Here is a 19,397-nt window from a genome sequence, read left to right as displayed (position 1 = left end):
GTGTGAGTCTCGGCGGTTCCCACATCGCTGTCCGGCCGCTCCACTGTCACCTCGAATTACCCCGTTCCCTGGCGTGTTTCATCGGATAGTTGGGCTCCCAGGCCCGGGTGCTGCGCCACGACTCCGTGGAGCGGCTGGTGCGCCGGGCCGAATCCGAATCTATCGACCGCCGCGCCGCCGACTCCGAGCCGCCCCGGCTCCGACCCGAGGGTAGCGCGCGCCGCTGCGGGGCGGACTTCACCTTGGCCTTCGCCTTGGCCTTGGTGCGGGCCCGGGAGGCCTGCGCCCGCGCGGGCGAGTACAGCTCGGGTTTCGGCAGGCGCAGCAGCCGGCTGAAGCGGCCGTCCTGGCCCGCGTGCAGGGCCGCCACCGCCTCGGGCTCGTGCCGGGCGGCATTGGCGATGATGCCGAACATGAGCAGCGTGATGGCCAGCGAGGAACCACCCGCCGACACCAGCGGCAGCTGCAGGCCGGTCACCGGCAGTAAACCGACGACATAGCCGACATTGATCAGCGCCTGACCGGTGATCCAGGTGGTGGCCGAGGCGGTGAGCAGCCGGATGAACGGATCCACCGAGCGGGTCGCGATGCGCAACCCGGCGTAGACGAAGAGTGCGAAAAGCCCCAGCACCAGCGCACATCCGAGGAACCCGAGCTCCTCGCCGATGATGGCGAAGATGAAGTCGTTGTGCGCGTTGGGCAGATAGCTCCACTTGGCCCGGGACTGACCCAGCCCGCGACCCCAGATGCCGCCGTCGGCGAGCGAGTACATGGCCTGCCGGGCCTGGTAGCCGATGCCCTGCGGGTCGTCGCCCGGGCTGAAGAAGGCGCGCATGCGGTCGGACCGGTAGCCGGCCGAGAGGGCCAGGATCGCCGCCGCGACACCGCCCGAGACCGCGATGGTCACGAACATGCGCAGCGGCAGCCCGCCGAACCACAGCAGGGAGGTCAGCACGATGCCCAGCGCGATGGTGGTGGACAGGTTGGGTTCCAGCACGACCAGGAAGCACACCAGCAGGCCCGCGGGCACCAGCGGCATGAGAATGTCCTTGTACCCGGCCTTTTCGGTCTGCCGGGAGGCCAGCAGGTGCGAACCCCACACCACCAGCGTGACTTTCACGATCTCCGACGGCTGTACCGACACCACGCCGAGGTCGAACCAGCGTCGCGAACCCTGCACCTCGCTGCCGATGCCGGGGATGAGCACCAGCACCAGCAGCACCACCGACAGCGCGAAGATCGGGAACGACAACCGGCGCATCACCCGCATCGGAACCCGCAGCGCGATATAGAACAGCACCGCGCCGAAGACGGCCAGCACCGCCTGCTGGATGAACAGCCTGTAGGCCGAGCCGCCGTCGGCGTAGGACTCCACGCTGGACGCCGAGAGCACCATGACCAGGCCGAGCACGGTGAGCAGCACCGCGATCGCCACCACGAGATGGAACGACGCCAGCGGGCGGGCCAGCCAGGCCCCGAACCATCCGATTCTCGGTCGCTGGGTCTGGTTCCCGGCCCGCCGCGGCGTCGCCGTCGTCATTCGGTTCTCCCGATGTCCTTCTCGTCCAGGGCCTGCACGGCGGCGGCGAAGCTGCGGCCGCGGTGCGTGTAGTCGGCGAACATGTCCAGGGACGCCGCGGCCGGGGCCAGCAGCACGGTATCGCCGCGGTGGGCGAAGCCGGCCGCCACGCGCACCGCGCGCGCCATCACCGCTTCGGGCTCGATCTCGGTGAAGGGGTCACCCATCCGAGCATCGTCCCCCGAATTCAGCTCCACGACCGGCACATCGGGCGCGTGTCGCGCCAGTGCGGCCGCGATCGCCGCCGCGTCCTGGCCGAACAGCACGGCCGCGACGAGATGGTCGCGGCATTCCTCGATGAGGTCCTCCACGCTGGCGCCCTTGAGCTGACCGCCGGCCACCCAGATCACGCTGGGGTGGGCCAGGATCGAGGAGCGCGCGGCGTGCGGGTTGGTGGCCTTGGAGTCGTCGACGAATTCCACGCCGGACAGCTCCCGCACGAAGGCCGCCCGGTGCGGGCCTACCTTGTGCTCCTGCAGGCCCTCCTTCACGAACTGCGGTGCCACGTCGATGGATCGGGTCAGGGCGGCGGCGGCCAGGGCGTCGGCCACACCGGCCGGGCCCTGCGGGCTGATGTCGCCGACCTCGGCCAGGATGGCGGCCTTGGTGAAGGCGCGGTCGAGCAGCTTGCCGTCCACCACGCCCAGCTCGCCGTCGGCGGGGACGCCGATGCGGAAGCCGACGGTGCGGCGCGCCTTGGACTTTCGCGCCAGCGCGGCGGCGACGGCGTCGTCCAGGCCGACCACGCCGACCCGTCCGGTCAGCGCGCGCGCCTTGGCGGCGGCGTAGGCGTCCAGGCCGCCGTGCCAATCCAGGTGATCCTCGGCCACGTTCAGCACCACGCCGGCCTCCGGTCGCACCGACGGCGCCCAGTGCAGCTGGAACGAGGACAGTTCCACCGCCAGGATCTGCGGGCCCGGGGTGCGGCGCAGCGCGTCCAGGATGGGCAGTCCGATATTGCCGCAGGCCACCGAGGGAATCCCGGCGGCGCGCAGGATGGAGTGCGTCATCTGGGTGGTGGTGGTCTTGCCGTTGGTGCCGGTCACCACCAGCCACTTGCGGACCGGGCCGTAGATCCGGGCCTGATCGACCCACCAGGCGAACTCGACATCGCCCCACACCGGGATGCCCTCGGTGACGGCCGAGACCAGCACCGGGGAGTCCGGCCGCCAGCCCGGGCTGGTGATCACCAGCGCGAAGCGTTGCAGCGCATCGGGTTTGAGCAGGTCGGCACTGGTGGCGGTGCCCAGGCCCAGTTCGGCGGCCTCGGTGAGCGCCTTCTCGCCGCTGTCGGTGACCACCGGGCGCGCGCCGATGTCCTGCAGCGGCTCGATCAGCGAGCGTCCGGAGACGCCCCAACCGGCCACCAGCACATCACGGCCACGCAGGAATTCGAGCATGGGCCCCGGCGATCGCAGGACCCTCGGAGAATGTTCGGACATTGCTCACTCACCCTGCCGCAGAGAGGTATTCGCTGTAGAACAGGCCCAGTCCGATCGCCGAGGCCATACCGGCCAGCAACCAGAACCGGATGATGACCGAGGTCTCGGCCCACCCGCTCAGCTCGAAGTGGTGATGGAACGGTGCCATCTTGAACAGGCGATTGCGCGTGGCGCGGAAGACCGCCACCTGCAGCACCACCGACGCGGCCTCGGCCACGAACAGCGCGCCGATGACGACCATCAGCAGCTCGGTGCGGGTGGTGATGGACAGGCCCGCGAGCAGACCGCCCAGCATCAGCGAGCCGGTGTCGCCCATGAAGATCTTGGCGGGCGCGGCATTCCACCAGAGGAAGCCGATACAGGCCGCGCCGCCCGCGGCGCAGACCAGGGCCAGATCGAGCGGATCCCGAACCTGGTAGCAGCCCGCGACCGCGTGTGCGGAGCAGGAGTTACGCCACTGCCAGAAGGTGATGATCATGTACGCGCCCAGCACCAGGCTCATCGAGCCGGCGGCCAGGCCGTCCAGGCCGTCGGTCAGGTTCACCGCGTTGGACCAGGCCACCACCAGCAGGCAGACGAATGCCAGGAAGACCACCACGCTCATCGACAGCGTATTGATGTCGCGCGTGTAGGACAGGCGCTTGTCGCCGGGGGTCAGGCCGTGAATGTTCTTGAACTGCAGGGCCAGGACGCCGAAGACGACGGCTGCGGTGAGCTGGCCGATGTACTTGCCGGCCGCGGTCAGGCCCAGGTTGCGCTGCTTGCGCAGCTTGATCAGGTCATCGGTGAAGCCGACGAAGCCCAGCGCGGTGGCCAGTCCCATGACCAGCAGGCCCGAGGCCGAGGGACCCGGCTCGCCGTAGGTCATGGAGATCAGGTGCGAGCCGAGGTAGCCGGCCCACATGCCGATCATGATGGCGACGCCGCCCATGGTGGGGGTGCCGCGCTTGGCCTTGTGGCTCTCCGGGCCGTCGACCCGGATCTCCTGTCCGAAGCCCTGTTTGGCGAAGTAGCGGATCACCACGGGGGTCAGCAGGATGGAGACGGTCAGCGCGATGGCCGCCGACAGCAGAATCTGGGTCATCGCGCGGCCTCCTGCTCCGCACCGATCAGGTGTTCGGCGACCGTCCACAGGCCGACCGACTTCGAGGCCTTCACCAGCACCACCGCACCCGGCTCCAATTCCTCGTCGAGCAGGGCGATGGCGGACGCGATATCGGGCACGTGGATGGCCTCCTCACCCCAGGAGCCCTCCTGCACCGCGCCCTGGAACAGGGCGCGCACCGGACGGCCCTGGCCGACCACGATCAGGCGGTCCACGTCCAGCCGCACCACCAGGCGGCCGATCCGGTCGTGTTCGAGGACGGATTCCTCGCCCAGTTCACCCATTTCGCCGAGCACCGCCCAGCTGGGGCGCGGCTCGGTCCCGGCCTTGGACATGGTGACCAGCGCCTTGAGGGCGGCGCGCACCGAATCCGGGTTGGCGTTGTAGGAGTCGTTGACCACGGTGACGCCGTCGGCGCGGGTGCGCACGTCCATGCGGCGGGCCGAGACGGGGGTCGCGCCGGACAGCGCCCGCGCGACGGTCGCGAGGTCCGCGCCCTGGTCCAGGGCGACGGCCGCCGCGGACAGCGCATTGCCGACCTGGTGCTCACCGTGCACGGCCAGCTGGATCTCGATCGATTCGCCGTTGGCGTGCAAGGTGAATCGGGCGCGGGCCCGATCGTCGAGCACCACGTCGGAGGCGCGGACATCGGCCTGCGCGGCGTGGCCGACGGTCACCACGCGGGCGGCGGTCCGTTCGGCCATCTTGGCGACCAGGTGGTCGTCGGCGTTCAGGACGGCCAGGCCGGAGGCCGGAAGCGCCTCGACGAGTTCGCCTTTGGTCTGCGCGATGACCTCGCGGCTGCCGAACTCGCCCAGGTGCGCGGTGCCGACATTGAGCACCACACCCACGCTCGGCGGGGCGATCTCGGTGAGGGCCTTGATGTGCCCGGGTCCGCGGGCGGACAGCTCGAGCACCAGGAAGCGGGTGCCGGCGTCGGCGCGCAGCGCGGTCCACGGGTGGCCGAGCTCGTTGTTGAACGAACCGGGCGGGGCCACAACGGGTCCCAGCGGGGCGAGCACCGCCGCCAGCAGATCCTTGGTGGAGGTCTTGCCCGAGGAACCGGTCACCCCGACCACCGTCAGGTTCCCGGCCCGGACCAGCCGGTCCACACTGACGCGGGCCAGGGCGGCCAGCGCGTCCAGCACCGCCGCGCCGGAGCCGTCGATGTCGTGGGCCAGCGCGATGGCGCGTGTGTTCCCGGGACGGGGTGCCACCACGATGGCGGGCACCCCGACGGGCCGGGCGGCCAGCACCGCGACCGCGCCCTGCGCGACGGCCTGCGCCGCGAAGTCGTGGCCGTCGGCGCGCTCACCGGGCAGCGCCAGGAACAGGTCACCGGAACCGATACGGCGCGAATCGAATTCGGCCGAGCCGGTGACCTTCGCCTCGGGATCGGGGGCGTCGTGCAGCGTGCCGCCGACGACCTCCGCGATCTCCCGCAAAGTCATCTCGATCATGAAAGCGTCAGGTTCCTCGTCTTTTCCGACAGGGCGGCCGCGAGTACCTCGCGGTCGTCGAACGGATGCTTCACGCCTGAAATCTCCTGCCCTGTCTCATGTCCCTTGCCCGCGACCAGCACCACGTCGCCGGGCTGCGCCCAGTCGACGGCGGTCCTGATCGCGGCCGCCCGGTCCCCAACCTCCCGGACCTCACCGCGTTCCGCGACCGGTACCTCTTCGGCACCGGCGAGCACCGCGGCGCGGATGGCGGCCGGGTCCTCGCTGCGCGGATTGTCGTCGGTAATGATGGCCAGGTCACTGCCGCGCGCCGCCGCCGCACCCATCAGGGGCCGCTTGCCGGCATCGCGATCACCGCCCGCGCCCACCACTACGGCCAGACGGCCCTCCCCCTGTTCGGACAACCACGTGCGCAGGGTCGCCACGACCGATTCGATCGCGGCGGGCTTGTGCGCGTAATCGACCACGGCCAGAAACTCCTGACCCTTATCCACCCGCTGCATACGGCCCGGCACATCGACCGTGCCGAGCGCCGCAGCGGCAGTCTCCGCCTCGACCCCGGCTGCCGCGCACACCGCGACGGCCAGGATTCCATTGGCGATGTTGTACGCACCCGGAAGCCGCAGCCGCACATCCACATTGACACCCGGCCCCGAAGCGGTGAACTCCTGGGTGCCGCCGAGCCCGGCGGTGGCCGCGCCGGCGGTCCAGTCCGCGGGCACCCCCGGCCGGATGGCCACAGTGCGGAGGCGGCCGGTGGTATCACCGGATCCCGCTGCGAGGCAGTCGGATACGTCGTCTGCCAGGCGCCGGCCCCACATGTCGTCGACGCAGATCACGGCCGTGCGCGCGGCCACCGACGGGCGCGCCGCGGCGGCCGAGTCCGGCCCGTCCGGAATGAACAGGCGGCGCTTGGCGGCGAAATAGTCCTCGAAATCGGAGTGGAAGTCGAGGTGGTCCTGGGACAGGTTGGTGAACGCGCCGACCGCGAAGCTCACCCCGTCCACCCGGCCCAGCGCCAGGGCATGACTGGAGACCTCCATGACCACCGCGTCCACACCCCGCTCGACCATGAGCGCGAACATGGCGTGCAGCTGCGGAGCCTCGGGCGTGGTGAGCGCCGAGGGCACCCGGACGCCGCCGATGCGGGTCTCGATGGTGCCGATGAGGGCGGTGCTCAGCCCGGCCGCGGCGAGCCCGGCCTCCACCAGATACGACGTGGTCGTCTTGCCGGACGTACCGGTGATACCGACGATGCGGAGTTTGCGAGACGGATCACCGTAAAGGGCCGAGGACAACTCGCCGAGCACCGCGCGCGGCGCATCATGCACGAGCACCGGGACGGCGATCTCGCCGATCAGTTCCGCGCCCGCCGGATCGGTGAACACCGCGACCGCGCCACGCTCGACCGCGTCGTGGGCGAAACGCGCGCCGTGCGCGTGGGCTCCGGCCAGACCGGCGAACAGGTCACCCGGCAGCACCGCGTTCGAGCGCTGCTCGATGCCGGTGACCTGGATGTCCTCGAGAGATGCTGCGAATTCCGCGGGCCGCGCGCCCGTCAGCTCCGCCACCGCGCGCAGGGTAGTCGCCGGCGGCGCGGCGGGCCGAAGCACCTGCGGCTCCGCCGTTCTTCCGCTCGGCGGCTCTGCTCGATCACCGCTGTACGGAACCGACTGCGCGGGCACGAAGCTCCTCTCCAAGGGGCGGTCATATGCATGAATCGGTCCGGATGACCGGATCGACGTGTCAGGTTACCTGTGTTCGATCGCCGCGCGATCGGCACGGCGGAGTTCGGTCACCCGCCGGTGCACGCACCACGCGGCGGTGGGCGTCACAACCATCCGCTCCCTGCTCTAACTCGCCTGCAGAATCAGCTGTTTGGCAGGCGGCGACGGCGGGATGCGGTCGCGCTGCAACAGCCACGAGGCGATGCTGTGGAACAGGGGCGCGGCCGAACCGCCGCCACTGCCGTCGGAGCTGCGCACCGGCGCATCCAGCATCATGCCGATCACATAGCGGGGATTGTCGGCGGGGGCCATGCCCGCGAAGGTGATCCAGTAGCGGTCGCTGGAGTAGCAGTGGCACTTCGGGTCGATCTGCTGGGCCGTGCCGGTCTTCCCCGCGATCTGATAGCCCTCCACGGCGGCCGGGCTGCCGGTGCCGCTCTGGATACCGCGCGGATCCTTCTGCACGATGGCCTGGAACATCTGGCGCAGCGTCTGCGCGGTCTGCGGGGTGACCACCCTGACGCCCTCCGGCGGCTCCTCCTCGGTGCGGGTGCCGTCCGGGGCGATCTTGGCCTTCACGATGCGCGGCGGCATCCGCACGCCATCATTGGCGATGGCCTGGTACATGGCGGTCATCTGCAGGGTCGTCATCGAAAGGCCCTGGCCGATGGGCAGGTTGGCGAAGGTGGAGCCGGACCACTGGTCCCGGGCGGGCACCACGCCCGCGCTCTCACCCGGCAGTCCGACACCGGTGCGCTGGCCCAGGCCGAACTTCTTGAGCATGTCGAAATAGCGGTCCTCGCCGACGCGCTGCGCCAGCATGAGGGTGCCCACGTTCGAGGACTTACCGAAGATGCCGGTGGTGGTGTACGGGGCCACGCCGTGCTCCCAGGCGTCGTGCACGGTGACACCGCCCATGAAGATGCTGCCCGGAACCTGGTGCACCTCATCGGGAGTGGTGAGGCCGTACTCGATGGCCGCGGCCGCGGTGACGATCTTGTTCACCGAGCCCGGCTCGAACACCTCCTGCACCGACGGATTGCCCAGATCGGTGGTGGACCAATACTGCGGTCCCATGGCGGGATTGAAGGTGTTGTCATTGGCCATCGCCAGCACCTGGCCGGTGTGCACGTCCAGCACCACCGCCGAGGCCGCGCTCGCGCCCGAGAGGTCCTTGGCCTGCTGCACCTGCTGCTGCACGTAGTACTGCAGATCCGAATCCAGGGTGAGCTCGAGGCCGTAGCCGTTCACCGCGGGCTGGCGATCACGCCACGAACCCGGGATCACCGCGCCGTCGGAGCCGCGGTCGTAGGTCTCCGAGCCGTCGGAGCCGGCCAGCAGCGCGTCCATCGAGGACTCCAGGCCGATCTGGCCGTGCCCGTCCCAGCCGGTCGCGCCGATCACATTGGCGGCCAGGGATCCACCCGGGTACTCGCGCATATCCTGCCGATCCATCCCGACCTCGGGGAACTGCAGAGTGATGTCCGAGGCGACCCGGGGATCCACATTCCGCGCGAGGTACACGAACGGCTCGTCGCTCTTCAGCTTGGCCAGGATGTCCTTCTCGGGCGCGTCATTGCCCAGCTTCTCGTGAATGTATTTGGCGATGGCCGCCAGCCGATCGTCCGGATCCGGCGCGGTCTTGGGCGTCTTGTCGTGCGCGTCCGCCAAATCCTTGCGCACCCGCACCGGCTGAAAGCTCAGCTCCTTCGCCGCGATGGTGAATGCCAGCGACTTCCCGTACCGATCCGTGATCGGCCCCCGGTTGGCCGGATCGGCCACCTTCACGGTGCGCTGGCTGGCCGCCTCCGCCGACAGCTTCGGCGCGGAAATACTCTGCACCCACAGCAATTGGATGGCCGCCACCGCGAGCGCCACCAGCATCACCAGCCGGCCCACCCCGAACCGGAAGCGCGCGCTCGAGTCCAATCCCGGAGCGGGCCGCGGTCTGGACTGCCGGCCCGGCCCCGAACCGGCACGGCCCGAACCCGACCGGCTCCGGCCGGCGGCGACCCGCCCTCGACCGGAATCGGACCGGCCCCGGCCGGAATCGCGCCCGCGCCCCGCGCGGGTAGGGCTCATCGACCAGCCCCGTTCGCCGGCGCTGCGGTGCGGCTCATCGGGGCGCTCCGTTCGCCTGCACCTGCGGGTTCTGCGGAGTCGCGACCGGCGCCGCCGGAACGGGATTCGCGGCGGTGGTGGTCGGCGGGGCGGGCGTCGTGGTCACCGGGACCACCCGCTCGCCCTGGGCCTGCTGCAGCTTCGGCGGCTGCGCGGCGGCCGACGGCGTCGTGTTGAGCGGCGGCGCGGGCGCGCCCTCAGCGGGCTGCGGGTTGCCGACCACCGTGACCTGACCGTCCGGGCCGATCACCAGCCGGGCCGGATCCTTGGCCGGAATCATGCCCAGTTCGGCTGCGCGCTTGGCCAATTCGGGAGCCGAATCGGCGGAGGCCACCTCACGCTGCAGCGCGTCCCGCTCGTCGGACAGCTTCTGGTTGGCGCGGCGCTGATCGCCGAGCTGATAGCTGTCCTCGGTGGCGCGGGTGGTGAGCAGCAGCGTCAGCGCCAGGCCGCAGCCCAGCAGCGCGATGATGGTGGCCACGAAGGACATACGGCCGCGCGGCATCGGATCGCTGCGCCGACCGCGGCGCATACCCGGCAGGTCGGCCCCGCCCTCCCGATTGCGCCGGCGCGCGTAGGCCCGTTGCGCCGCACCCGATTTCACTCGTTCGGCGGCCTGCACCCGGCGGGCCCCCCGGCCCGTCGCCTGCGTCCTGATCGTCATAGTGCGGCTCCGATCCAGCGGATGCCCGCTCGACGCGCCGTTCCACCCCGGAACCTCACGATTGCTCCTCCCCTACGATCCGTTCGGCCGCCCGCATGCGCACCGGAGCGGCCCGCGGGTTGTCCTCGATCTCCTGCTCGGTGGCCTTCTCCGCGCCGCGGGTCAGAATCCTGAATTCCGGTCCCATACCCGGCAATTCGACCGGCAGGTCCAGGGGGGTGCGCGACACCGACCGCTTGGCCAGCGCCGCCTTCACCACCCGGTCCTCCAGGGACTGGTAGCTCATGACCACGATGCGGCCGCCCGGGGCCAGCGCGTCCAGTGCCGCGGGCATCGCGGCCTCCAGGGACTCCAGTTCGCGGTTGACCTCCACCCGCAATGCCTGGAAAGTGCGCTTGGCCGGATGCCCGCCCGTGCGCCGGGCCGCGGCCGGGATGGCGTCGTAGAGCAGCTCCACCAGCTGCGCGCTGGTGGTGAACGGGGTGCGCTGACGACGCCGCACGATCTCGGCGGCGATCTTGCCCGCGAACCGTTCCTCGCCATAGGTTTTCAGCACCCGGGCCAGCTCACCGTGGCTGTAGGTGTTGAGCACGTCGGCGGCCGTGGGGCCGGTGCTGGAGTCCATCCGCATGTCCAGCGGTGCGTCGATGGAGTAGGCGAAGCCGCGATCGGCCTCGTCCAGCTGCATGGAGGACACACCCAGGTCCATCAGGATCGCGCTGACCGAACCCTTGTCGGGTAGCCCGGCCTGCTCGAGCGCGGGCGCGATGCCGTCATACCTGGTGTGCACCAGGGTGATCCGGTCCCGGAACGGGGCTAGTCGCTCGCCCGCCAGCTTCAGCGCCGCGGTGTCGCGATCCAGCCCGACCAGGCGGATGTTCGGATACGTCTGCAGGAAGTACTCGGCATGACCGCCGAGCCCCAGCGTGCAGTCCAGGTAGACCGCGCCCTCGGAATGCAGTGCGGGACCGAGGATTTCATCGGCGCGATGGAGGAGAACCGGAACATGGCGGGGGCCGTCACTGCCTCGGTGCACCTCGACCTCCCGGAATTCCTGCCTCACGTTTCATTCGCACGGCCACCTGGGGTCGCTAGCGAAAAGGACCTTCGAATTGGGCGAATGCCCCGTGGTCTCTGACCGAAGCACCGCACCTGGCGTTGGGGAAGTACGTCAGGGTCGGTGTCGGGCAGAGGCCGCAGGGCACTCGCCTCGCTGCGGGCTAGAAGATCTCGCCCAGCGACTCGTCTCTGGCCTGCGAGTAATCCTCCTCGTGTTCGGCGAGGTAGGAATCCCACGCCGTCTTGTCCCATATTTCGAGGAAGTCGACCGAGCCGATCACCACGCAATCCTTGGACAGATTGGCGTAGCGGCGATGCTCGGCCGACAGCATGATCCGGCCCTGTGCATCCGGACGCTGCTCATCACTGGAAGCCGCCAAGGCCCGGACGAATGCGCGGGCCTGCGGATTGGACCGGGATGCCGCCGCGGCTCTCCGCGCCAGCGCGGTGAACTCGTCCTTGGGATACACGGCAAGGCTGTGGTCCTGTCCCTTCGTGACCATCAACCCTCCCGCCAGCTCGTCCCGGAACTTCGCAGGCAACGTCAGTCGCCCTTTGTCGTCCAACCGAGGGGTATAGGTCCCGAGAAACAAGCCTCGACACCTCCTGCCGGATCACCCTCTCGACTGTTCGGCCTCCTGTAGTGCGGGCTCCACATTACCCCACTTTCCCCCACTTTCAATCGAAAGCGTCGGTGATCTCGGTCCCCGCTTGGCGAACTTCGCAGGTCACACCAGCTATCACCGAGGTGGGGAAGATTTCGTGCAGTTCCCCCGACACGCGCGACGCGCGCCGGCGAGCATCCGACAACCGCCAGCAAACCCGCAGATAGCGTGCATTTCCGGCATTCGTGGGGCGCGGCGGGGAGGCTCCGTGGGGAGGTGTGGGGAATCCTGGACCGCTCCCGACACGCCGAATCGGCACCAACGAGAAACGCCGTGACGCCACACCCCAAATCGGTGTGGCGCCACGGCGTGTCGCTGAATCTTCAGTTAGCCGATCATCCGCTGCCGCGCGACGCCGAAAGCCTTCGGCGGCACGGCAGCCCGGTCAACTGTCCTGTTCGAACCTCTTGCGGAACCGGTCCTCCATCCGCGCGGAGAACCCGCCCTGCTTACGGGGCTTCCCGCGGCCGGCGCCGGGAGCGCCACCCGCGCTGGGATGCGCGTCGGCGCCGCGACTGCTCGGCGCGCCCATCCGAGGGCCACCGATCAGCAACAGCACACCCGCGCTGAACATGACGATGAATCCGACCAGACTGATGATCGGGAAGCCGCCCGGCTTGAACGGTGCGGCAATACCGGCCACCAATAGGAACAGACCGAGGACGAACAGGGCGGCCGCCTGAAGTCTGCGTCGACCAGTGGCAGAACGTAACCGTCCACCCCGAACAGTCGAGGCGAACTTCGGATCCTCAGCATAGAGCGCGCTCTCGATCTGTTCGAGCATGCGCTGCTCGTGCTCGGAGAGTGGCACGGTACCTCCCCCGGCACTAGGTGGTGGCTGTCGTCTCCGGGTAGACGACGGATAGCCGACCTTGGCGGCTGTCTGCCACCAATAATACGAGTTCGATCAGACCGCGACCACCTACTCGCCGATACTCACGCCAGCATTCCGGTTACCCACCCTGAACTGGGCCGCAGCCGGGCCGCGGCGGCCAGCAGGTCCGCCACGTCGTGTAGGAATGCGTTTACCCGCGAAGCGAACTCGTCCGCGCGGCGATCATCGATGGGCCGCGGCAACCCGGCCTCCAGGGCCGCCCTGGTCTCGGATTGACCGGTGAAGTAGTCGGCCCACATCACGAATTCCGGTGCCGCGCGCTGCATCAGGACCCAGGCGTTGCGAGAACGCGCGCGGGGCGCGCGGTCTGCCCCCGTGAGGGCCAGCACGGCGCCCGCACCGCGGAGGGCGGCGAGGTAGGCCGTACGGAAGCGCTCCGCCGGGTCGGTTTCCCCCTGGGCTGCCAGCAATAGACCGTCCGCCTTGCGCAGTAGATCGCCGGCGCGGCCGGGATGGCTCGGTCGTTCAGTTTTCCCGCTCATTTCGGGTACCTCCCCACTCGTACACCTGATTCACCTTCCAGGAGGACATCCGGTCCCGATCAGGCATTTCGCCCGCTGGAAAGATCGAACAGATATTCGAAGGTTTCTCGTGGGTTTGAATATAGAGAGACCCACCGACAAGTTGACGCCGCCACGTGGCGCTACTGTCGACCACATCCGTCCGCGCCAACGAGAGTTGCGTCCAGCCGATGACCGCAGTCACCCCCAAACCGACGCCCGCGCCCGTGGTGGTCGACCTGTCGGCCGCGACCCTGCGGCACCGGCTGCACGACGCCCTCTCGGTCTACGTGGCGGCGATGGACTACCCGCGCGGCACCGAACACCAGCGCGCGCCGATGTGGACCGAGCACACCACCCGGCCCGGCTGGCAGGCCGTGGCGGCGGTGCTGCCCGACGACGACGGACGGCTCGACCTGCGCACCGCGCCCATCGTGGCCATCGCCTACGGGTATCACGGCGCGCCGCACCAGTGGTGGCACCAGCAGGTGTACAGCGGCATGCGGCGCACCGGATGGCCCGAACACGCCGCGCGAGAACTGCTTTCGGACTACTTCGAGCTCACCGAGCTGCACGTGCACCCGGCGGCGCAGGGCCGCGGGCTCGGCGAGATCCTGCTCACCCGGCTGCTGCAGAACCGGCCCGAGCCGACCGTGCTGCTGTCCACGCCCGAGGTGGATCGCGAATCCAACCGGGCCTGGCGGCTGTATCGGCGGCATGGGTTCGGAGATGTGGTGCGGCACTTCATCTTCTCCGGCGACACCCGGCGATTCGCGGTGCTCGGCCGGCGGCTGCCCCTGTGAGCCGCGGCGACCTCGGCGCCCGCCGCGTCGTCATCGTCGGTTCCGGGCACAATGCGCTGGTCGCGGCCTGCTATCTGGCGCGGGCCGGGCATCGGGTCGAGGTGCTCGAGCGCGACACCGTGCTGGGCGGGGCGGTGTCGACGGTGGAGCGGTTCCCGGGTCACCTGGTCGATCGGGGCTCGTCGGCGCACATCATGATCCGGCACACCGGGATCATCGAGGAACTGGAGCTGGCCCGGTTCGGGCTGCGGTACATCGACTGCGACCCATGGGCTTTCGCGCCCGCACCGCCCGGGAGCGGGCAGCCGCCGATCGTGTTCCATCGCGATGTGGACCGGACCTGCGCGTCCATCGCGGCGGCGTGCGGGGAACGAGATGCCGAGGCGTATCGGCGGTTCGTGACCGTGTGGGGGCCGCGCAGCGCCCGGGTGATGCGGGCGTTCTCGGCGACGCCGACCGGCGGGAACCTGCTGAAGGCGTTCTGGGGCATGGACCCTCGCGAGGCCGCCGGGGCGACCGGCCGCACCAGTGCCGGGGCCCTGTCGCGGGAGATGATGCAGACCGGAGACGCGCTGCTGGACAGCCTCTTCGACAGTGAACGGCTCAAGGCCGCGCTGGCCTGGTTCGGCGCGCAGTCCGGGCCACCCATGTCCGAACCCGGGTCCGCGCCCATGGTGGGATTCGCGGCGCTCATGCACACGCTGCCGCCGGGCCGCGCGGTCGGCGGCAGCGGGGCGCTGACCGCGGCGCTGGTGGCGCGGCTGGAATCCGATGGCGGCATCGTGAGCGCCGGGGACGCGGTCACCGCCATCGCCCGGGCCGGGGACACCTGGGAGGTACGCACCGCGGACGGCCGAAACGTGCAGGCGGACACCGTGATCGCGGGCACCCACATCCTCACCACGCTGAACCTGCTGGAGCAGGGCGGATTCGACGCCGGGGTGCTCGCCGGCTGGCGGCGGCGCATTCGGGTGGGGCCGGGCATCGGCATGGTGGTGCGGGCCGCGCTCAGCGACCTGCCCCGGTATCCGGGCGCGGAGACCGCCGAATCGGCCCACGGCCTACAGCTTCTCGTCACCGATCGCCGCGAGCTGCGCCGCGCGCACGGCGCCGCGCTGGCCGGGGATCTGCCGCCGCGACCGGTCGTGCTGGCCATGAGTTTCAGCGCCCTGGATCCGAGCATCGCGCCCGCGGGCGAACATCAGGTCACGCTGTGGTCGCAGTGGCATCCCTATGACCTGGCCGACGGCACCGCCTGGTCCGCGCACGCCGACCGCGAGGCCGACCGCATCATCGCCGAAGTCGACGCGCACGCACCGGGATTCGCCGGGACGGTGACGCAGCGCTTCGTCCAGACGCCCGCCGACCTGGAACGCGAGATGGGCCTGCTGGGCGGCAATGTCATGCACGTCGAGATGTCCATCGACCAGATGTTCATGTGGCGGCCGCTGCCCGAGCTCTCGGGGCAGCGGGTTCCGGGGGCGCCGGGGCTGTACCTGACAGGCGCGTCCACGCATCCCGGCGGCGGCGTCTCCGGTGCGAGCGGACGCAGCGCGGCCCGCCTGGTCGAACACGACCTGCGACCACGCCGTCTGTTTCCGCTGCGCCGATGACCTCCCCGGGCCTACCCGAGCCCACCACGAATCCCACTGCGGCCGCGCCCAAACCGGCGTGGCCGCGGTGGCCGGCGCAGGAGCCATCGCCTCGGCGCCCCGGACGTCCGACACCGATCGGCGCGGGACGAGCGGAGACCGGATTCCGCGGCCGGGCCGTGGCGATCGCGGCGACGCCGGCGGTGTTGCTGGTGCTGGTGCAGATCACGTACCCGCTGGCGCACGGGGTCGGGCGGGATGGGGTGACCGTGGTGGTCGTATTGCTCTCGCTGGGGACCGCTCTGGCGCATGCCGGGGTAACCCGCGGGGCGCGGTGGGCTGCAGGTTTGCTGGCGATCGTGTTCTGGATCGGGTTCGGTGCGGAGGTGCTGGGGATCGCGACGGGGTTTCCGTTCGGTAGCTACGACTATGTGAGCGGGCGGCTGGGGCCCGAGCTGCTCGGGGTGCCGCTGATCGTGCCGCTGGCCTGGACCGGTGGGCTGTATCCGGTGTGGGTGGTGGCCGGGATGCTGGGTCATGGTGCAGCCGGGCGGATTTCGCTGACGGCGCTCGGGGCCGTCGGGTGGGATCTGTTCCTGGATCCGCAGATGGTCGCGGATGGGCAGTGGACGTGGCGCTCGACGGTTGCGGGTTTGCCGGGTCTGGGCCAGATTCCGGTCACCAACTATCTCGGCTGGTTCGCGGTGGCGCTGGTGATGGCGGGACTGCTGGAGTGGTGGGATCGGACCGCTCCGGATACCGGCGCGGCGCGGATGGTTCCGGTGGCGGTGTTCCTGTGGACCTGGCTGGGCTCGACGCTGGCGCACGGGGTGTTCCTGGGGCTGCCGATCTCGGCCGGCTACGGGTTCTGCGGGCTCGGTCTGCTGGGGATTCCGCTGGTTCGGATGCTGAGCGCCCGTCGAATCACCCTGTGGCCCGGGGCGCATGGCACGATGTGACCCGTGCAGCCGAGTCCCAACATGTCGACAGCAGAGGAAACACCCGAATCCATGACACCGTCGGATCCCAGCGCATCGGGAGCGCGGCGACCGCGCTGGTGGGTGCGGATGCTGGCCGTGGTCCTGTTCGCGGGGCTCACCGTCATGCTGACCGGATGCCTGCGGGTGCAGGTGTCGATGGGTGTGTCCTCCAATGACCGGGTGTCGGGCCGCATCGTCGCGGCGGCCGTGCCCCAGAACGACAAGGACAAGGGGCCGCAGCTGAAGGCGCCCGACGGGTTGCAGGGCAAGGTGCGGGTGGATTCCTACGCACAGGACGGATACGTCGGCAGCCAGGTGTATTTCGACGACCTCACCTTCGGTGAGGTGCAGCAGCTGGGCGGCATGTCGGACCAGACCTCCGGCATGTTCAACCTGGTCTTCAGCCGCACCGGCGACCTGGTCACCCTGACCGGCCGGGTGGACCTGAAGAGCCTGCCGCCCCAGGGTTCCGACGTGCAGCTGACCGTGGCCTTCCCGGCCCGCGTCGCCACCACCAACGGCACCCGCGAGGGCGACTCCGTGGTGTCCTGGAAGCTCCCCGCCGGCGATGTCAGCACGCTGCGCGCGGAAGTCGGCTACGCGGACCCGAATACGCGCTCCTTCGCCGGCTGGGCGGGCATCGTCGGCGGCATCACCCTCGCGGTGGCGGCCGTGGTCGCGGTCCTCGCCTTCATGACCCGCAACCCCGACCCGCCGGCCTACGTCCGCGCGGCCCGCTGGCTGCGCCCCGATCGCACCAAGACTCGATGACCCTCGCCGCCAGGGCGGTGGCGGCCGGTAGCGCCGTCGCCGCCCTCGGCGCCGCCACCGCCCTGGCGAACCGCCTCGGCACCCGCCGCCTCCGGCCGACCGGCCGGGCCGTCACCGAACCGGTCACCGTCTGCGTCCCCGCCCGCAACGAGGCCGTCCGCCTCCCCGCCCTCATTGCCGATCTGCGCGCCCAGCAGGGCATTCCACGGCTCCGGATCCTCATCCTCGACGACGGCTCCACCGACGGCACCACCGCCGCCGCCCGCACCGCCATCGGCGACGACAACCGATTCCTGCTCTCCCGCAACGACATCGACCCCGCCCCCGGATGGACCGGCAAGACCGCCGCCTGTGCCCGCCTGGCCGACCTCGCCCTCGAGCCGCCCGCACCCGGATCCCCCGCCGGCGCGCTGATCTTCCTCGACGCCGACATCCGGCTCGCGCCCGCCGCGCTGGCGGCAGCCGTGCGCGAATTGCGTTCGGCCCGGGCCGACCCGCTGTGCCCGTGGCCCCGGCAGCGCGCCGAATCGCCCGTGGAGCGCCTGGTCCAGCCACTCCTGTGCTGGTCCTGGGCCTCGACCTTGCCCATCGCCCTGGCCAACCGCACGCTGCGCCCCTCGATGGCCGTAGCCTGCGGCCAGTTCCTTGTCTTCGACGCCGCGGCCTACGCCGCCCTCGGCGGTCACGCGGCCGTGGCCGACAGCAAGACCGAAGACCTGGCGATCGCCCGCCGCCTCCGCCGCACCGGACGCCACACCGCCCTGGTCACGGCCGGTCCCCTCGCCGAAACCCGGATGTACCGCAACACCACCGAACTCATCGAGGGATACACCCGCTGGCTGTGGTCCGCCTACGGCGGACCGGCCGGCAGCCTCGCGGTCGGTTCGATTGCGGCCCTGGCGTTCTGGGCCCCGCCACTGGCAGCGATCTGCGGGCGGGGACGGCTGCGCCGGATGGGACTGCTGGGTTACGGCGCAGCGGTTACCGCCCGGCTGCTGGCCCGCTCGACCGAGAGCGGGGGCACCGCGGGCGGCGCGGATCTCGCTGCCGCGCTGGCACACCCGCTGTCGGTCGCGGCCTACCTGACGCTGTCGCTTCGCTCCCATCGCGCGTACCGGGCGGGCGGGCTGCGGTGGAAGGACCGCTCACTCGGCACTCGCTGACCGTGCCGGTCAGGGGACGGGGGTCATGCCGACGGTCGGGAGGAAGAAGCAGGTGGAGGTGCCGTTGCGGACGGTGCCGAAGACGGCGGCGAGAACGGTGCCGGAGCCGGTGGTGACGGGGACCGCGCGGACGCCGCCGACGGGGAGGGCGGCGGTGAAGTAGTCGTGGACGGCCTGTTCGACCATGGGACGGAGTTCGGCGGGGACCTGGGGCGGGATCATGGCGTTGAGGACCTGGCTCAGCGGGCCCATGGGGACGAGGCCGCCGCGGCCGGTGGACAGGTTGAACCAGGCGACCTGCATGCCGGAGGTGTCGGCGCCGTCGGGGCTGATGCCGTAGGGGACGAAGGCGAACATGGTCTGACCCGCCTTGACGGCCGAAAGATCAAGGCCGGGAATGGAAACCGTGTACTTGGGCCACGGGCCGGGGATGGCGCCCGCCACGCCGGGGGCGATGCCGAGGGTGGTGCCGCCGAGGCAGAAGGGGGCGGCGGTCGGGTAGAGGAAGGGCTGGATGCCCAGGGCCTTCAAGCCGTCGACGGCTTGATCGTAGGCGGAGAGCCAGTCGGATGGGCCGGCGGTAGTGGATCTGGCCGATGGATCGGACCCGGCGGTCTTGCCCGCGGCGGTGATGGCTGCCAGAGCGGCCGCCGCCTCCTGGGCCACGGCCGCCGCAGGCGAATCGGCGGGGGCCGCGGCGGCTGGGCCGGCCAGGGTTGCCGGACCGGCGGCAGTCAGGACGGCGCAGGCGCCGACGGCGCCTGCGACACGGACGAGACTGTGGAACACGGACATGGGTAGCTCCCCTCGAGGTCACGATTCGAGGGCGACGCTACTCCGCTGACCAGCGCATACCGGGCATTTGATCCGG

General features: G+C 70.4%; 17 protein-coding genes. 5 read left to right on the top strand and 12 right to left on the bottom strand.

The genetic code is table 11. The features are described 5' to 3' along the window. Window positions 1-46 precede the first annotated feature (46 nt). From ftsW to ACFXIV_RS39630, 11 genes are all read right to left on the bottom strand, one after another. Complete coding sequence (ftsW, locus tag ACFXIV_RS39680) at window positions 47-1,540, bottom strand: putative lipid II flippase FtsW (protein WP_379401651.1); 1,494 nt, start codon at window positions 1,538-1,540, stop codon at window positions 47-49. Next, window positions 1,537-2,979 (bottom strand): UDP-N-acetylmuramoyl-L-alanine--D-glutamate ligase, encoded by a 1,443-nt coding sequence (gene murD, locus ACFXIV_RS39675; RefSeq protein WP_379401731.1) that lies wholly within the window; start codon window positions 2,977-2,979, stop codon window positions 1,537-1,539. Before murD ends, ftsW begins: the two co-directional genes overlap by 4 nt. 49 nt (window positions 2,980-3,028) lie before the next feature. Further along, window positions 3,029-4,105 carry a phospho-N-acetylmuramoyl-pentapeptide-transferase gene (gene mraY, locus ACFXIV_RS39670; protein WP_354843024.1) on the bottom strand — a complete coding sequence of 359 codons (1,077 nt, stop codon included), beginning with the start codon at window positions 4,103-4,105 and terminating at the stop codon, window positions 3,029-3,031. Further along, a complete protein-coding gene (gene murF, locus ACFXIV_RS39665; protein WP_379401650.1) occupies window positions 4,102-5,586 on the bottom strand; it encodes a UDP-N-acetylmuramoyl-tripeptide--D-alanyl-D-alanine ligase in 1,485 nt (494 codons plus the stop codon). Before murF ends, mraY begins: the two co-directional genes overlap by 4 nt. After that, on the bottom strand, window positions 5,583-7,199 hold the full coding sequence (locus tag ACFXIV_RS39660) for a UDP-N-acetylmuramoyl-L-alanyl-D-glutamate--2,6-diaminopimelate ligase (RefSeq protein ID WP_379401649.1): 1,617 nt from the start codon (window positions 7,197-7,199) through the stop codon (window positions 5,583-5,585). Before ACFXIV_RS39660 ends, murF begins: the two co-directional genes overlap by 4 nt. A gap of 240 nt (window positions 7,200-7,439) precedes the next feature. Continuing rightward, the gene (locus ACFXIV_RS39655) at window positions 7,440-9,395 is read right to left on the bottom strand and encodes a peptidoglycan D,D-transpeptidase FtsI family protein (RefSeq protein ID WP_379401648.1); all 1,956 of its coding nucleotides are present in this window, start codon (window positions 9,393-9,395) and stop codon (window positions 7,440-7,442) included. Window positions 9,396-9,429: 34 nt separating this feature from the next. Further along, on the bottom strand, window positions 9,430-10,098 hold the full coding sequence (locus tag ACFXIV_RS39650; protein WP_379401647.1) for a hypothetical protein: 669 nt from the start codon (window positions 10,096-10,098) through the stop codon (window positions 9,430-9,432). Between the two features lie 55 nt (window positions 10,099-10,153). Beyond that, on the bottom strand, window positions 10,154-11,134 hold the full coding sequence (rsmH, locus tag ACFXIV_RS39645; RefSeq protein WP_379401730.1) for a 16S rRNA (cytosine(1402)-N(4))-methyltransferase RsmH: 981 nt from the start codon (window positions 11,132-11,134) through the stop codon (window positions 10,154-10,156). Between the two features lie 184 nt (window positions 11,135-11,318). Continuing rightward, window positions 11,319-11,750 (bottom strand): division/cell wall cluster transcriptional repressor MraZ, encoded by a 432-nt coding sequence (mraZ, locus tag ACFXIV_RS39640; RefSeq protein WP_213560465.1) that lies wholly within the window; start codon window positions 11,748-11,750, stop codon window positions 11,319-11,321. 457 nt (window positions 11,751-12,207) lie between these two features. After that, window positions 12,208-12,633, bottom strand: a complete 426-nt coding sequence (locus ACFXIV_RS39635) for a DUF3040 domain-containing protein (RefSeq protein WP_379401646.1) — start codon at window positions 12,631-12,633, stop codon at window positions 12,208-12,210. Between the two features lie 125 nt (window positions 12,634-12,758). Beyond that, window positions 12,759-13,199, bottom strand: coding sequence for an SAV_6107 family HEPN domain-containing protein (locus ACFXIV_RS39630; RefSeq protein ID WP_379401644.1), 441 nt, complete (start codon window positions 13,197-13,199; stop codon window positions 12,759-12,761). Between the two features lie 209 nt (window positions 13,200-13,408). Between ACFXIV_RS39630 and ACFXIV_RS39625 the strand changes: the two genes are divergently transcribed. From ACFXIV_RS39625 to ACFXIV_RS39605, 5 genes are all read left to right on the top strand, one after another. Continuing rightward, entirely contained in the window at window positions 13,409-14,020 is a 612-nt protein-coding gene (locus ACFXIV_RS39625) for a GNAT family N-acetyltransferase (RefSeq protein ID WP_379401643.1), read from the top strand. Continuing rightward, a complete protein-coding gene (locus ACFXIV_RS39620) occupies window positions 14,017-15,633 on the top strand; it encodes a phytoene desaturase family protein (protein WP_379401642.1) in 1,617 nt (538 codons plus the stop codon). The genes ACFXIV_RS39625 and ACFXIV_RS39620 overlap by 4 nt, the downstream gene beginning before the upstream one ends. Then, entirely contained in the window at window positions 15,630-16,571 is a 942-nt protein-coding gene (locus tag ACFXIV_RS39615) for a carotenoid biosynthesis protein (protein ID WP_379401641.1), read from the top strand. The genes ACFXIV_RS39620 and ACFXIV_RS39615 overlap by 4 nt, the downstream gene beginning before the upstream one ends. A gap of 108 nt (window positions 16,572-16,679) precedes the next feature. Next, entirely contained in the window at window positions 16,680-17,363 is a 684-nt protein-coding gene (locus ACFXIV_RS39610; protein ID WP_379401729.1) for an LppM family (lipo)protein, read from the top strand. After that, window positions 17,360-18,526: a glycosyltransferase gene (locus ACFXIV_RS39605; protein ID WP_379401640.1), complete on the top strand. Its 1,167-nt coding sequence runs from the start codon at window positions 17,360-17,362 to the stop codon at window positions 18,524-18,526. The genes ACFXIV_RS39610 and ACFXIV_RS39605 overlap by 4 nt, the downstream gene beginning before the upstream one ends. Window positions 18,527-18,535: 9 nt before the next feature. Here the strand turns inward: ACFXIV_RS39605 and ACFXIV_RS39600 are convergent, their stop codons facing one another. Next, window positions 18,536-19,321 carry a hypothetical protein gene (locus tag ACFXIV_RS39600; RefSeq protein WP_379401639.1) on the bottom strand — a complete coding sequence of 262 codons (786 nt, stop codon included), beginning with the start codon at window positions 19,319-19,321 and terminating at the stop codon, window positions 18,536-18,538. Between the last annotated feature and the right edge of the window lie 76 nt (window positions 19,322-19,397).

The organism is Nocardia sp. NPDC059236 (genome assembly GCF_042754085.1).
In the GTDB taxonomy this organism is placed as follows: Bacteria; Actinomycetota; Actinomycetes; order Mycobacteriales; family Mycobacteriaceae; genus Nocardia.
Note: the sequence above shows the minus strand (reverse complement) of the source record. Positions and strands in the feature narration are given on the sequence as shown.